At 62.4% G+C, this 15,246-nt stretch carries 11 protein-coding genes and 4 pseudogenes; 9 read left to right on the top strand and 6 right to left on the bottom strand.

Annotated elements, in window-relative coordinates; translation table 11 throughout:
• Positions 1–75: 75 nt before the first annotated feature.
• A pseudogene (locus tag L0Z65_RS18925) lies at positions 76–1,285 on the bottom strand (ABC transporter substrate-binding protein).
• Positions 1,286–1,456: 171 nt separating this feature from the next.
• On the opposite strand from L0Z65_RS18925, the gene L0Z65_RS18920 reads away from it, so the two are divergent.
• The 7 genes and pseudogenes from L0Z65_RS18920 (at position 1,457) to L0Z65_RS18890 (ending at position 7,953) form a co-directional block, all read left to right on the top strand.
• Positions 1,457–2,497, top strand: a complete 1,041-nt coding sequence (locus tag L0Z65_RS18920; RefSeq protein ID WP_096790608.1) for a LacI family transcriptional regulator — start codon at positions 1,457–1,459, stop codon at positions 2,495–2,497.
• Positions 2,498–2,520: 23 nt separating this feature from the next.
• A pseudogene (locus L0Z65_RS18915) lies at positions 2,521–3,578 on the top strand (sugar phosphate isomerase/epimerase family protein).
• Positions 3,575–4,717 carry a Gfo/Idh/MocA family protein gene (locus L0Z65_RS18910; protein ID WP_392341945.1) on the top strand — a complete coding sequence of 381 codons (1,143 nt, stop codon included), beginning with the start codon at positions 3,575–3,577 and terminating at the stop codon, positions 4,715–4,717. The pseudogene L0Z65_RS18915 and the gene L0Z65_RS18910 overlap by 4 nt, the downstream one beginning before the upstream one ends.
• A 74-nt stretch (positions 4,718–4,791) precedes the next feature.
• Positions 4,792–5,790: pseudogene (locus L0Z65_RS18905) on the top strand (aldehyde dehydrogenase family protein); the annotation flags it as partial.
• A 22-nt stretch (positions 5,791–5,812) separates the two neighbouring features.
• Entirely contained in the window at positions 5,813–6,073 is a 261-nt protein-coding gene (locus tag L0Z65_RS18900) for an aldehyde dehydrogenase family protein (protein WP_392341943.1), read from the top strand.
• The gene (locus tag L0Z65_RS18895) at positions 6,048–6,272 is read left to right on the top strand and encodes an aldehyde dehydrogenase family protein (RefSeq protein ID WP_392341941.1); all 225 of its coding nucleotides are present in this window, start codon (positions 6,048–6,050) and stop codon (positions 6,270–6,272) included. The genes L0Z65_RS18900 and L0Z65_RS18895 overlap by 26 nt, the downstream gene beginning before the upstream one ends.
• A gap of 463 nt (positions 6,273–6,735) precedes the next feature.
• A complete protein-coding gene (locus tag L0Z65_RS18890) occupies positions 6,736–7,953 on the top strand; it encodes an MFS transporter (protein WP_392341939.1) in 1,218 nt (405 codons plus the stop codon).
• A 78-nt stretch (positions 7,954–8,031) separates the two neighbouring features.
• Here the strand turns inward: L0Z65_RS18890 and hmpA are convergent, their stop codons facing one another.
• Positions 8,032–9,222: an NO-inducible flavohemoprotein gene (hmpA, locus tag L0Z65_RS18885; protein ID WP_096873561.1), complete on the bottom strand. Its 1,191-nt coding sequence runs from the start codon at positions 9,220–9,222 to the stop codon at positions 8,032–8,034.
• Positions 9,223–9,370: 148 nt separating this feature from the next.
• Between hmpA and L0Z65_RS18880 the strand changes: the two genes are divergently transcribed.
• Positions 9,371–9,820: an RrF2 family transcriptional regulator gene (locus tag L0Z65_RS18880; protein WP_392342016.1), complete on the top strand. Its 450-nt coding sequence runs from the start codon at positions 9,371–9,373 to the stop codon at positions 9,818–9,820.
• Between the two features lie 37 nt (positions 9,821–9,857).
• Here the strand turns inward: L0Z65_RS18880 and L0Z65_RS18875 are convergent, their stop codons facing one another.
• The 4 genes and pseudogenes from L0Z65_RS18875 to katG form a co-directional block, all read right to left on the bottom strand.
• Entirely contained in the window at positions 9,858–10,700 is an 843-nt protein-coding gene (locus L0Z65_RS18875; RefSeq protein ID WP_392342015.1) for a zf-HC2 domain-containing protein, read from the bottom strand.
• Positions 10,697–11,281: an RNA polymerase sigma factor gene (locus L0Z65_RS18870; protein WP_392342013.1), complete on the bottom strand. Its 585-nt coding sequence runs from the start codon at positions 11,279–11,281 to the stop codon at positions 10,697–10,699. The genes L0Z65_RS18875 and L0Z65_RS18870 overlap by 4 nt, the downstream gene beginning before the upstream one ends.
• A gap of 56 nt (positions 11,282–11,337) precedes the next feature.
• Complete coding sequence (locus L0Z65_RS18865; protein ID WP_392342012.1) at positions 11,338–11,691, bottom strand: hypothetical protein; 354 nt, start codon at positions 11,689–11,691, stop codon at positions 11,338–11,340.
• A 166-nt stretch (positions 11,692–11,857) separates the two neighbouring features.
• A pseudogene (gene katG / locus L0Z65_RS18860) lies at positions 11,858–14,028 on the bottom strand (catalase/peroxidase HPI).
• A 262-nt stretch (positions 14,029–14,290) separates the two neighbouring features.
• On the opposite strand from katG, the gene L0Z65_RS18855 reads away from it, so the two are divergent.
• Positions 14,291–15,226 carry a hydrogen peroxide-inducible genes activator gene (locus L0Z65_RS18855; RefSeq protein ID WP_040182148.1) on the top strand — a complete coding sequence of 312 codons (936 nt, stop codon included), beginning with the start codon at positions 14,291–14,293 and terminating at the stop codon, positions 15,224–15,226.
• Positions 15,227–15,246: the final 20 nt, after the last annotated feature.

Below are 15,246 nucleotides of genomic sequence, written 5' to 3'. Positions count from 1 at the left end.
ATCAGCGCGCCGGTCAGGGCAGGCGGCAACGCCAACCGGGGCGCAAATTACGGCGCGCCCCGGCTGAAATGCGGCTCAGTCAGCGTCCGCGATAATCTCGGCATAGCGCGCCTGCGCATCCGCCGCCGCCATGTCAGAGGCCCAGAATTCTGCCATCAGATCCTGAATCTGCGCCTGGGTATCGGCGGAAAACGCCTGATCCATGCTGGGCAGCACATTGCCATCCGCCAGAATCGCGAGGCCTTTCTTCATGCAGTCATTGGCTGCTGACAGATCGACATCTCCGCGCACCGGCAGGGAGCCCTTGGTCAGGTTGAAATCGACCTGAACCTCCTTGGAGATCAGCACCGACGCCATGTCCATCTGCGCCTGTTTAACCCCCGCATCCTCAATCACCGGGAAATAAAACGCATCACCGCTGGTGTCGATGATCTGGTTCAGCCCCATGCCGGGCAGGCAGCTGTAATCCTGTCCGGCCACCTGTTCGGCAAGGGTGAATTCCCCCTGCGCCCAATCGCCCATGATCTGCCCGCTCAGCCTTGCCGGTGATGACCATATTGGTGGCCAGGTTCCAGTCCTGCACATTGCTGTTACGCGCCAGTTCACGGGCGTCGACCACCGCATCGAAAACCTTGGCATATTGCGGCCCGGCAGCGACCTCGGCGTTGCGTTCCAGCGAGACCTTGCGCCAGCTGTCCTGATCGACCAGCCCGACAGTCAGCGCGCCAAAGGCGATCCGCTGCTGCCAGCCCTGCTGCCCCATCGCCAAGGGCACGATGCCCGCCTCGGCCAGCTTTGGCGCGGCGGCGACAAATTCATACCAATCCTGCGGCACGCTCATCCCCGCCTTGTCAAAGGCGTCATGGCTGAGCCAGAGCCACTGCGTGGAATGGATATTGACCGGCACACAGTAGATGCGCCCCTCGTAGGTGCAGCTGTCCAGCAGCGACGGCGGGTTGACGATATCGCGCCAGCCTTCCTTTTCCGCCAGTTCGGTGAGGTCGGTCATCAGCCCCGCCTCGATCAGCTCCTCGGCCTGACGACCATGGGTGAGCTGCGTTGCCGCCATCGGGTCACCGCCCAGAATACGGCTGATAATGATCGGACGCGCAGTGGTACCAGACCCGGCGATGGCACCATCAACCCAGTTATGTGCGGTCTGATCATTGACCGCATCGGCAAATTTCGTAACCGCCGCAGCCTCCCCGCCTGAGGTCCACCAATGGGTCACCTCCAGATCGGCGGAGTGCGCGATGGTGGCGCTAACACTAAAGGCTGTCGTCATCAGCATAGATGTCAATTTCACGATTTATCCTCCCTGACTAAATCGTTATAGATCGACTTATAACGATTTAGATTGACCTCGCAAGATGTTTTCTGCAACACGAAGAACAGGACGTGGGGTCGCGGATCTGATAGGGATCCCAAACCCCGATATGAGCAATGCGAGGCGCCAATGGCCAAATCTACCCCCCCAAGCGACGGTCTGCCCCGCGATGGCAAGAAGCCGACGCTTAAAACCATCGCCAAGGCCAGCGGCATGGCCGTGCCCACGGTCTCGCGGGCGCTGTCCGATGCGCCCGATATCAGCGAGGCGACCAAGAAGAAGGTGCGCGAAATCGCCGATGCGCTTGGCTATGTGCCAAACCGCGCCGGCGTGCGGCTGCGCACCGGGCGCACCAATGTCATCAGTCTGGTGATGTCGGCAGAACGCGAGATGATGACCCAGACCGCCCGGTTGCTGACCTCGCTGGGGCTGGCGTTGCGCGAAACCCAGTATCACCTCAATGTCTCGCCGGTGTTTCCCGACGACGATCCGCTGCGCGCAGTGCGCTACATCGTGGAGAATCAGACCGCCGATTGCGTGATCTTCAATCAGGTCGAACCGGAGGATAAGCGCGCGGAATATCTGATTGAGCGGAAGTTCCCATTTGCCACCCACGGACGCACGAAATGGGCCGATCAGCACCCCTATTATGACTTCGACAATTTCGCCTTTTCCGAATTGTCGCTTGCCGAACTGGCGGCGCGGGGGCGCAGGAATATCGTGCTGCTGGCGCCGCCTCTGGCGCAGAACTATGCCAACGATATGGTGAACGGCGCCCGCCACGCCGCCAAGGCGCTGGGGATCCAGCTGCACGTGGCCCGTCAGGTCCAGAGCAACGGTCTCTATAAGGATCTGCGCAACTGGGCGGCGCAGAAACACCGCGAAGATCCAACAATCGACGGCTTTCTCTGCGCCTCGACCAACGCCACCATGTCCGTGGTTGCGGGCATGGAAAGCTGCGGCTGCACCGTCGGGCAGGAGTTCGACGTGGTCGCCAAGGAGGGGCTGCATATGCTGAAATTCGTGCGCCCCGAAATCATTGTCGTGCAGGAAGATATCGAAGCCACCGGCGTCTTCCTCGCCAAGGCGGCCCTTCAGGCGATCAAATCGCCGGAGTTGCCACCACAGCAGTTTCTGGAAGTACCAACCGAATTTGTCACCTGGGAATAACCCAGACCCGAGGGAGAGCAGACGTGACCACGCAGATCAAAGGCCCGGCCCTGTTCCTGGCGCAATTCGCCGGGGATGAGGCGCCGTTCAATTCACTGGAGACGATCACAAAATGGGCCGCTGCAGCCTTGGCTATCGGGGGGTGCAGATCCCGACTTTCGACAGCCGCCTCTTTGATCTGGACCGCGCCGCCGAAAGCCAGGCCTACTGCGACGAGGTGACGGGCATCTGCGCCGATGCGGGCGTGGAGATCACCGAACTGTCGACGCATCTTCAGGGCCAGCTGGTGGCGGTGAACCCGGCCTATGATCTCGCGCTGGATGCTTTTGCCCCGGACCATTGCCGCGGCAATCCCGCCAAGCGGCAGGCCTGGGCGGTGGATCAGATGCACAAGGCCGCCACCGCCAGCCAGCGGCTGGGGCTGACGCATACGGTCAGCTTTACCGGCGCGCTCGCCTTTCCCTATCTCTATCCCTGGCCGCAGCGCCCGGAAGGGCTGATTGAGGAGACCTTCGCCGAGCTGGGCTGGCGCTGGACGCCGATCCTCAACCACTATGCCGACTGCGGGCAGGATATCGGCTTTGAACTCCACCCCGGCGAGGATGTCTTTGACGGGGCGACGTTTGAAATGTTTGTGGACGCCTGCGGTGGGCACGCGGCGGCGATGATCAACTACGATCCCAGCCATTTCCTGTTGCAGCAGCTGGATTACCTCGCCTTCATCGACCTCTATCATGACCGGATCAACGCCTTTCATGTGAAGGACGCAGAGTTCAATCCCGACGGGAGGCAGGGGGTCTATTCCGGCTATCAGAACTGGACCAACCGCGCCGGTCGCTTCCGATCACTGGGCGACGGGCAGGTTGATTTTTCAGCGATTTTTTCCAAGCTGACCCAATATGGCTATGACAGCTGGGCGGTGCTGGAATGGGAATGTTGCCTCAAATCACCCGCACAGGGCGCCGCCGAGGGCGCGCCCTTCATCAAACGCCACCTGATCGAGGTCACCGATAAGGCCTTTGACGATTTTGCCGGGGGCGAGCGCGACACTGACACAATCCGGGAGATGCTGGGACTATGACGACAGAGCGTAAGACACGCCTCAAACTGGGCATGGTCGGGGGTGGCCAGGGGGCCTTCATCGGGGCGGTGCACCGAATCGCGGCGCGGATGGACGACCGCTTTCAACTGGTCGCCGGGGCGCTGTCCTCTGATCCCGCGCGCGCCGCTGCCAGCGCCGCCGAGCTGGGGATTGCCCCGGATCGCAGCTATGCCAGCTTTGAGGAGATGGCCCGAGCCGAGGCCGCCCGCGAGGATGGCATTGACGCGGTGGCAATCGTCACGCCCAACCATCTGCACGCCGGGCCCAGCATCGCCTTTCTCAATGCAGGCATTCATGTGATCTGCGACAAACCCCTTGCCGCCAGCGCGACGGAGGCCGAGGCGATGAAACAGGCCGCCGCAACCAGCCGCGCGCGGTTTTTTCTGACCCATAACTACACCGGCTATCCGCTGCTGCGGCAGGCGCGTGCCATGGTTGCGCGCGGCGATCTGGGGCGGATCCGGCTGGTGCAGGCGGAATATGCGCAGGACTGGCTGACCGACGTGATCGAACAGGAGGGTCACAAACAGGCCGCCTGGCGCACCGATCCTGCACAATCCGGCGCCGGGGCGATTGGCGATATCGGCACCCATGCCTTCAATCTTGCTTGTTTTGTCAGCGGTCTGGCGCCACAGGCGCTCTCGGCTGAGCTGCACAGTTTCGGACCCGGACGTCAGGTTGATGACAACGCCCATATCCTGTTGCGCTATGCTGAGGGCGCGCGCGGTATGCTCTGGGCCAGCCAGATCGCGGTCGGCTGTGAAAACGACCTGCGCCTGCGCATCTATGGCGACAAGGGCGGGCTGGAGTGGGAGCATCAGGACCCCAATCAGATGCGCTTCACCCGCTTTGGGGAACCCAAACAGATCCTGACCCGCGGCGGCGCTGGTGTTGGTCCGGACTGGACCCGCGTTCCGCCCGGTCACCCGGAGGGATATCTGGAAGGCTTTGCAACGCTTTACACCGATATCGCTGAGGTGATCGAGACCGGCACCGACAATCCGATGCTGCCCGGTCTTCAGGCAGGGTTGGACGGGATGTGGTTCATCTCTGCGGCGCAGACCTCCTCTGCCGACGGGGGGGCCTGGATCCCCCGAAAATCCCCACGGCTCGCCTGATCCGACCAACCTGAAAAACCGCCATCCAAGGGGGGACATCTCCTTGGATCCCGCGCCTGTGCGCGCCCGGCGCCATGTCATCACATCATTCGATTCAACCCGAGGCTTTTTCAATGAATTTTGCTCCCACCGACCTGACCCACAGCTACATTGATGGCCGCTGGACGCCCGTAACCGGCACCCGGCGCAGCCCTGTCATCAACCCCGCCACCGAGACCCCGGTGGCCATGTTGCATCACGCCGGTCCTGCGGATGTGGAGGCCGCCGTGGCAGCGGCGAAGCGCGCCCATCTGGCGGAAGCACTGGGCAGCAAGGATAATCGCATTGCCCTGTTGGAACGGATCAGAGCCGGTTTCGACAGCCGCCGGGAGGATCTGGCGCGGGCGATCTCTCTGGAGATGGGGGCGCCGATTGATCTGTCCCGCACTGCGCAGGCCAAAACCTTCCTCATTCAGCTGGATGCCACCCTCGAGGCTCTGCGCGGATTTGACTTTGCGGAGACCCTGCAAAACGGCGACCACCTGATCCGCCAGCCCACCGGGGTTGCCGGGCTGATCACCCCGTGGAACTGGCCGATCCACCAGATCAGCCTCAAGGTTTTTGCAGCCCTCGCAGCGGGCTGTCCTGTCGTGCTGAAACCCAGCGAGCATACACCGCTCAACGCCCGCATCTTTGCCGAAATTCTCGACGCCGCCGATCTGCCGCCCGGTGCCTTCAACCTGCTCAACGGCGATGGGGCCTCGGTCGGGGCGCAGCTCACCGATCATCCCGATGTGGCGGTGATGTCCTTCACCGGCTCCACCCGCGCCGGGCTTGAGATCGGCGCCAGCGCGGTCCGCCGTGGGGCCCGATGCGCGCTGGAAATGGGCGGCAAATCCCCCTGCCTGGTATTCGAGGATGCCGATCTGGATCAGGCAATGGAGAAAATCCTGGCCAAGACCTTTCCCAACTCCGGGCAGAACTGCAACGCGCCAACCCGCATCCTGATTGAGGCCAGCGCCTATCCCGCCGCCAAAGAGGCCGCGCAGCGCGCCGCCGCCATCTGGACGCTGGGTGATCCCGCCCGGCCCGGCGATCACCTCGGGCCGGTCGCCAATGGCCGAGCAGTTCGACCATATCCAAACGCTGTTGCACAGCGCGATTGCCGCCGGGGCCACGGTGCTTTGCGGTGGGGCGGGGCGCCCCGACGACAAGGAGACCGGCTATTTCGTCAAACCCACAATCCTTGCGGATGTGGCGCGCAAGGCCGAGGTTGTGCAGCAGGAGATCTTTGGCCCGGTGATCGTGCTGCAACCGTTTGAGGACCTCAACGACGCCATCGCGATGGCCAATGACAGTGAATTCGGGCTGGCTTAGCTATGTCTATTCCAACAACCCCGCCATCCAGTCCGCGGTGATCCGGCGGCTGGACTGCGGCATGGTCTTCGTCAACGGCGCCGACCTCGCCCCCGGCAGCCCCTTCGGCGGCACCAAGAAATCCGGCATCGGCCGCGAGGGCGGCAGATTCGGGATTAAGGAATTTCTGGAACTGAAACTGGTGGCCCGCCCCGCATGACGGCAGAGGGCCCATGATGCAGCATCATACTGTAATGTGGATTATGTAAAAATAGTGCGACAGCGCCTATGTCCACCGACTGACGGGATCCGTGTCTCCGTTGCTCGTCTCACAGACATAGGCGCTGCCGCTGGACGAGATCTGACCGCAGAGTTTGAGATGCACCCAGCGGCCTGAGTTTTTCGGCGCAATCAGAGAATTTCAGCAGGACAACGCCGCGATTGAGGTGATACTGTTCGGACTTTGTATTACCCACAGGGTAACCCTGCTCGGTGTGCTTGTGCGGCTGATCATGGTGCGCATCACCACCGTTGCTCTGCCATTGCCAGCCGGTCGGGCGCCTCAAGCAGCCGGATCATCCTGTGACCTAGCCGGGCCGCCAAAGCTGGTCATGTGGCGCTGCCCCGTGACAGCCCAACACGCAGGCGCTAGCATCAGGTCAACTACACAACCGGAGGCACCGATGGCCGCCCCTCTTCTGCTCAGAAATCGCAATTATCGCCTGTTGTTCACGGCCGGGGCGCTGACCAATCTGGGGGATGGGTTTATCCTGTTGGCGCTGCCCTGGCTGGCCACGCTGATGACCCGCGATCCGGTGGCCATTGCCGCTGTGGCCGCCGCCGGGCGCCTGCCGTGGTTGTTCTTTGCGCTGCCTGCCGGGGTGATTGCGGATATGACCGACCGGCGCAAGCTGATCGCCCGCGCCGATCTGTTGCGCGCGGTGATTGTGCTGGCGATCCTGATGCTGGCCCTCAGCGAGCCGGTGCCGGGGGCAATCTGGGCGCTGGCCGGGCTGGCCTTTGTCTTGGGGGCGGCGGAGGTGATCCGCGACAATGCCGCCCAGACAATTCTCCCCGATATTGTTGCCGCCACCGATCTTGAGGCCGCGAATGGCCAGATGTGGACCGCCGAGCAACTGACCGGCCAGTTCATCGGCCCGCCTCTGGCAGGTCTGCTGATTGCAGCCGGCATTGCCATCCCCTTCGGGCTTGATGTGGTGGCACTGGTGCTGGCGGCGGGCTTTGTCTGGCTGATCAGCCGGTCACCCCGTGCCCCCGTACAGCAAGGGTTTCGCAAGGCGCTGATGCAGGGCATCCGCTTCATGCGCAGCGACACCCTGCTGTTGCGTCTGGCGATCGTGCTGGGCATCGCCAATTTCCTCGCCACTGCAACCATCACCGTTCAGGTGCTCTTTGCGCAGGAGGTGCTCGGCCTCAGCGCGACGGAATACGGGTTTGTCCTGTCGGTGGCCGCTCTGGGGGCCGTGACCGGCAGCCTGATAGCACCGCGCCTCAGCCGTCTGATCGGGGTGCAGCCCTGTCTGTATCTGTCGATTGCAGGCTGGGCGGTCGGCTATGCGCTGATCGGGATCAGCAGCAGTGGTGTTGTCATGGCGCTGGCGATGTTTGGTGTGATGGCGGCGGCCATGGTCTGGAATGTGATCACGGTGTCCTGGCGGCAGCGGCGCATCCCCTCCGAGCTGCTGGGCCGGGTCAACAGCATCTACCGCTGCTTTGGCTGGGGGTCGATGCCCCTGGGCGCGTTGGTAGGCGGCACCGTGGTGGCGGTGCTGGAAACCGATCTGGGCCGCGACCTTGCCCTGCGGATGCCATTCCTGATCGCCGCTGGCTGCTGCCTCTTGTTGTTGGCCTATGCCACCCTTCGTCTGCGACTGGACTGATACGGCTGTCTGCTCCTGCGATGAAGAACCTGCAGGGAAAATGGCCGCAGCGGTTCCCCGCCACGGCCATCGGTGTCCTTAGGCGACGCCCAGATCCTCGGCTGGGCCGAAAAACTCAAAATGGATCCGATCCATATCGACATGCGCCGCCCGCAGCCCTGCGATGGCCATCGCCATAAAGCCTTTGGGACCGCAGATGTAGTAATCGGACATCGCCGTATTGGTATTGGCCGCCAGCCAGTCCGGGGTGATCCGCCCCTCGACATCATAGCGCGCCGCCGCACGGTCTGCGTCACTCGGCGTTTCAAGGAAGATCACACTGCGCTTGGCCAAGGATTTGCTGAGCCCCTCCATCGCCAGATTGTCACCATCCACCGCCGCATGCAGGTAGGTGGCGCTGCGATCATTGGCCGCCAGTGTTTCCAGCATGGCGACCATCGGCGTCAGCCCGACACCGGCAGACAGCAACACCACTTCGCCCTCTGGTCGGTCCTTCAGCACAAAATCCCCCGCCGGGGCGGCCACCCGCAGCACCGTACCCTCAGTCGCCACCTCATGCAGCCAGCCACTGATCACGCCACCCGGCTCTCGCTTGACGGAGATCCGGTAGTATTCGCCATTGGGCGCACAGGAGATCGAATAGTTGCGCCGCGCCTTGCCAGTGTCCGGGTGATCAAAATCAAAGGCCAGATACTGTCCCGGTTGATGCCGCAGAACCGGCCCGCCATCCACCGGGCGCAACACGAAAGATTTGACCGAGGCGCTTTCGCGCACAATCCCGGTGATCGCAAATTCGCGCCAGCCGTTCCAACCGCCTTCGGCATTGGCAATATCATCATACATCTTGCGCTCTGCCTCGATCAGCAGGTTTGCCAGGAACCAATAGGCCTCGCCCCAAGCCTCCAGCACCTCTGGGCTTGCCGCCTGCCCCAGCACCGCCTCGATTGCGCCCAGCAGTGCGGTGGCCACATGGGTGTAGTGTTCAGGCTTGATCTGCAGGCTGACATGTTTGTTGACAATCCGCTCCACCACGCTGCTCAGCGCGCCCAGATTGTCGATATTGCGGGCATAGCCCAGGATCGCGTTGGCCAGCGCCGCATGCTGGCTGGAGTCACCCTGCTGGTGCGACTGGTTGAACAGCGCCCGGATGTCCTCATCCGCCATCAGGCGGGTATACATCTCCGCCACGATGGCGCCGCCGTGGGCCTCCAGTGCGGGAACGGTTGCGGTCACAATCGCCTTGCTCTGCTCTGACAGGGGCTGTGCCATTGGTCTGATCCTTCTCTGCATTTGCCAAATCCGGGACGTCCGGGCGGCCTTAAAACATTCATCTGAAGTGAATGTATATTTGTGCTATACAAACATTCAACCAGAATGAATATTAAACCCCCGCAGACCCCGCCATCCGGAGCCGAAAATGAAGCTCAATCTGAAAACAGACTATGCCCTCAGGCTCCTTATTTTATTGGCTACACGGCCCGATCAGCAGTTTGAAATTGAGACATTGAGCCGCATGCACCAGCTGCCTGCCAGCTCGGTCATGAAGATCATCAGCGAGCTGGTCCGTCACGGCTATGTCCATAGCATTCGCGGCCGCTCCGGCGGGGTCCAAATCGGTCGGAAGCCGTCGGAGATTCGCGTCGGGGACGTTGTTCAAGCCATGAACGAACCGATGGAGATCGTCGATTGCAGCAGCTGCCTTCTGGTCGGAAACTGCCGTCTGAAGGGGATCCTGTGCGAGGCAGCGCAAGCGTTTACCGATGTGTTGATGACCTACCATCTCAGTGACCTGATCGCCGCCCCTGCCCCGGTACTGACCCCGCTTTTGGACGGCGGTGACGGCGCCGATCCGACGCCTCAGGCGTGACGTCTATGCTGGGAAAGACCACGCGGATCGCGCGTCATCAGATCGCAACCCCCTGCGCCGCCGCCTTCGCGATGTCCGCCAGACCGGGTTGGCCCTCTGGACCGATCAGAACAAACTTGCCGCCCTCACCATTCCAACTGATGAAATCAAACCCGCGCAGGGTCCGGGCGGCAAAGGCCTCACCCTGGGGGGTGTCGCCCGCCTGTAGGCACAGCGCAATGACAGCCCCATCGGCCCCCCGATACATCAGCTGCCCGACCGGGGCACCATTGGCCACAAGCAAGCGACCGCCTTCAAAGGTCAGTCCAAAAGCTGACAGATCCGGTATGGCAAAGGTGACCTCAACCGTCTTGGTCAACCAGCGTCGCAGATGATCTGCCTCAGCGGCGGGCACCTCCACCAGATGCCGCGTCTCCTGCGCGTAGATCGCATGATAATCAGCAATATCCGACAGCCAACCTGCCGCAGCCGACTGCGTGGGTGTCATCACCACAGGTGCGGCGATGTCCTTCAACCAGTAGCCCCCGATCCCGCCAAGAACAAAAACAGCCAATCCAGCCGCAAGACCGGACCGGAGCGGCAAGGCGTATCGCCAGCCCGATGCCAAAGCCGCATCCCTGTCATCCGCCCCTGCCCGCGGCAGAGGTTCCTGAGGCATAGGCAAGGGCGTGGCGCGGATGGACTGCGCCAATGACAGGGGCACCGGATCACGCAAAGCCGCCTCAAATCCGCTTTGCGCCAGCACATCGGCCTCCAGCAACGCGTCAAATTCAGCCTGCACAGCCGCGTCCTGCGCCAAGAGCGCCTCAATCTCTGCGGCGGCCTCCGCCGACAGCTCCCCGTCCAGATAGGCGCTGAGTTTTTCCGATAGATCCGTCATAGCTCGGCAACCTCTTGATGAGACAAGCTGGAAATCAACAGTTTGCGGGCGCGGTGGATCCGGCTCATCACCGTTCCGATGGGCACATCCAGCAGCTCCGACACCTCTCGGTAACTGTAGCCTTCGGCACAGACCAGCAGCAAAGGCTGCGCCAGCGCCGGGTCCATATCGGCGATGCGGCTCTGCACCTGTCGCGCCGTCAGAGTGGTCTCGGCAACATCTGCAACGGACGCCCCTGAAACGGCCAGTTCCCTGGCCTCTTCCACCGGAACCACACCGGCCCCCTGTCGCACCCGACGCTTGCGGATCTCGCTGATCCAAAGATTGCGCAACACCCGAAACATCCAGCGATCCAGCGGTTGCGCAGGATCGTATTGCTGCCATTTCTGCAAGGCCAGTGCGCAGGCTTCCTGCAGCAGGTCATCCGCATCCGCACCCGAGCGTGTCAGGCTCAGCGCAAAGCGCCGCAGCCGGGGCAGTAGGCCAATCATTTCGGATTTGAATTCGTCAGGGGACATCTGGGCCTGGCTATCGAACAGAAACGAGGAAATCACGCTACGACGCGACTTCGCGTCGATCATAAGGGGCTGCCGCAGGTCCGGCGACGGTTTTCGCCGCACCCGTTGTTTTCATGGCCTCAGTGGGCCAGATGCCAGACACCGCCGACACCATCGCCGCTGGTATCACCCGGCGCCTTGTCGCCCTGCCAGAAATATAGCGGCGCGCCATCCTTGGCCCATTGCATCGCGCCATCTTTGCGCTTGATCTTTGTCAGCCCATCCTTTGCACCAGTGCTCTGCCCCACCAGATAAGGCGGCCATTTCACCGCGCAGGTGTCATAGCAGACGGATGTATTCTTCTTGTCCTTGTCGAAAGTATAGAGCGACATCCCGTTTTCCGCGAGCAGCGGCTCAGCGGAATGGCCCGCCGCATAGGCATCATCACAGGCCGTCAGACTAAGTCCGGCGGCAACAACAGCAAATAATTTCATCTCAAGCTACTCCTCAGGTTTGACCGGGCTGCCCATGCCGGGCCGCTCACCTAAGGGTTACGCGTCAGGGTCTCAGTTTATTCTCGGCGCCGGTGCTTTTTCTCCCGGAACAAAAAACCCCGCCCAGCATCAACTGCCGGACGGGGTTGCGTTGTGTCTGCGGCGATCAGTGCAGATCGAAGCGGTCGGCGGTCATCACCTTGGTCCAGGCGGCGATGAAATCTTCGACGAATTTCTCGCGGTTGTCGTCCTGGGCGTAGACCTCGGCATAGGCGCGCAGGATGGAGTTGGAGCCGAACACCAGATCTACATTGGTGGCGGTCCATTTGACATCGCCGCTCTGCCGGTCGGCCACCTCATAAACCTCATCGCCCGCCGCGCGCCAGACATTGCCCATGTCCAGCAGGTTGACGAAGAAATCGGTGCTCAGCGCGCCTTCGCGGTTGGTGAAAACCCCGTGCTTGCTGCCGCCATGGTTGACGCCCAGCATCCGCAGACCGCCGATCAGAACGGTCATCTCCTGCGCCGTCAGCCCCATCAAATGGGCCCGGTCCAGCATCATCTCCACCGCTGAGGCGGCGACATCACCCTGCAACCAGTTGCGGAAGGCATCATGCACCGGCTCCAGCACCGCAAAGGAGGCGGCATCCGTCGCCTCGGCGCTGGCATCGCCACGACCGGGGGCAAAGGGCACCTCAGCGGCGAAACCGGCAGCCTCCGCAGCGGCCTCAATTGCGACGCCCCCGCCCAGCACGATCACATCGGCAAGGCTGGCGCCGGTCTGCTCGGCAATCACCTCATAGGTTTTCAGCACCCGCTCCAGACGCGCCGGTTCATTGCCGACCCAGTCCTTCTGCGGCGCCAGGCGAATGCGCGCGCCATTGGCACCACCGCGCAGATCCGAGCCACGGAAGGTGCGCGCACTGTCCCAGGCGGTCGCGATCATCTCAGCCTGCGGCAGACCACAATCGCGCAGCAGCTGCTTGGTCGCGGCCACATCATAGGCTGTGCTGCCCGCAGGCACATTGTCCTGCCAGATCAGATCCTCCTGCGGTGATTCCGGGCCGATGTAACGCTCGCGCGGGCCCATATCGCGGTGCAGCAGCTTGAACCAGGCGCGGGCGAACACATCGGCGAAATAGGCCGGATCCTTGTAGAACCGTTCAGAGATCTTGCGATACTCCGGATCCTTGATCATCGCCATATCCGCATCGGTCATGATCGGGTTGAGACGGATCGAGGGATCCTCCACATCAACCGGCTTGTCCTCTTCCTTGATGTTCACCGGCTCCCACTGCCAGGCACCCGCCGGGCTTTTCTTCAGCTCCCAGTCATAGGTGAACAGCAGGTAGAAATAGCCGTTGTCCCATTTGGTCGGATTGGTGGTCCAGGCCCCTTCGATACCGCTGGACATGGTGTCACGCCCATGGCCGGTGCCGTTGCTGTTGCTCCAGCCAAGCCCCTGTTCGGCCAGACCGCCGCCTTCGGGATCAGCACCGATCGCGTCGGCGCGGCCATTGCCATGCGCCTTGCCGATGGTGTGACCGCCGCGCGGTCAACGCGACGGTTTCCTCGTCGTTCATCGCCATGCGTTCGAAGGTGATCCGCACATCCTGCGCCGTGCGCAGCGGATCCGGTTCCCCACCGACCCCTTCCGGGTTCACATAGATCAGGCCCATCTGCACGGCGGCCAACGGATTGGCGAGCGAGTCACGATCCGCGCCGTCCTCATACCGCCCGGCAGCCAGCCATTCCTTTTCCGCGCCCCAATAGACGTCCTTCTCCGGCGACCAGATATCCTCGCGACCAAAGGAGAACCCATAGGTTGGCAGGCCAACGGATTCATAGGCAATATTGCCCGCCAGCGCGATCAGGTCAGCCCAGGACAGCGCGTTGCCGTATTTCTGCTTGATCGGCCACAACAGGCGGCGCGCCTTGTCGAGGTTGACGTTATCAGGCCAGGAATTCAGCGGTGCAAAGCGCTGGTTGCCGGTGGTCGCCCCACCCCGGCCGTCCGCCGCGCGATAGGTGCTTAGCCGAATGCCAGGCCATCCGCACCATCAGGCCGGCATAGGTGCCCCAATCCGCAGGCCACCAGCTCTGGCTGTCGGTCATCAATGCGGTCAAATCGGCCTTAAGCGCCTCAACATCCAGCGATTTCACCGCCTCGCGGTAATCAAACCCCTCTGCCATCGGATCGGTCATCCGGTCATGTTGGTGCAGAATGTCGAGGTTCAGCGCATTGGGCCACCAATCCGCCACACCGGCGCTGGTGTTTGTGTTGCTTCCGTGCAGAACCGGGCATTTTCCGCCTGTGTGTCCGTCACCTTGCTGCATGTTGTCTCTCCTGGGTCTTGGGTCATGATGAGCCGGTGGTCCCCCTTGCAGAGCGCTGGGACCGGATCTCTCAAGCAAAGGCTAGCAGGGGGGTGTGATTATCAGAAATGATAAATCAAGATTTCTTATATAGAAAATAGCTATCACAGGTCTCGTCCCCCCGCTGCTGCGGATCATCCTGACACATGCCACCTCAGCCGGGGTGGCACCCTACATGGGCACCGCTTGCCCGCCCCCGTAAAAACGGATTAAAAACCGCCCCATGATAGACGCACCCTATAACACCAGCCTCACATTACGGCAGCTGCGCTTCCTTGTGGCCGTTGCGGATGAGCTGAATTTCTCCCGCGCAGCGGAGAGATGCTATGTCAGCCAGCCCACCCTCAGCGTTGGTCTGCGGGAGCTGGAGGAGCGACTGGGCGTCACCTTGGCAGAGCGCACCAAACGCTCGGTCATCCTGACGCCGGTTGGCGCCCAGATCGCCGAACGCGCCCGCAAGCTGTTGCAGGACAGTCGCGAGATTGAGGAACTGGCCGCCGCCCAGGCCAGCCCGGAGGGCGGCACCCTGCGCATGGGGGCCATCCCCACAATCGGCCCCTTCCTGATCCCGCGCGCCATGCCCGCGCTGAAATCCAGCTTTCCCGATCTGCAACTCTATCTGCGCGAGGAAATGACCGGCCAACTGCTGGAGGGGGTCCAAAGCGGGCGGCTGGATCTGGCGATCTATGCCGAACCCTATGCGCCCGCCGGGCTGGACACGCTGCATCTGTTTGACGATGGCTACCATCTGGCGGCCCCGCCAACCGATCCCGCACCACCACAGATCCCCGGCGCCACCATTCGCGGCGCGGATCTGGACGGGCGCCAGCTGATGCTGCTGGAGCAGGGGCATTGCCTGCACCGCCACGCGCTAAGCGCCTTTCCCGAACGGGATATTCAACAGGATGAGAGCTTTGCCGCCACCTCGCTCTCCACCCTGATTTCGATGGTGAGCGAGGGGCTGGGGATCACCCTCCTGCCCGATCTGGCCATTGATGCCGGGGTGGCAGCAGGTCAGGATGTGGTGATGACGCCGCTGGCCGATGCCTGCCCGCGCCGGGTCACCCTGGCCTGGCGGCCGACCAGCGTGCGCGCCGATCTGTTCCGCAAAATCGGGGCGGTTCTGCGCACCGCCCGCGGATCGCTCGTGGCCCCTTAGAAACCGGGGTATTCCGTCGC

This window comes from Phaeobacter sp. BS52 (assembly GCF_045040595.1).
GTDB classification, from domain to species: domain Bacteria; phylum Pseudomonadota; class Alphaproteobacteria; order Rhodobacterales; family Rhodobacteraceae; genus Phaeobacter; species Phaeobacter piscinae.
The sequence above is the reverse complement of the archived record's forward strand: the minus strand, read 5'-3'. Positions and strand labels throughout refer to the sequence as shown.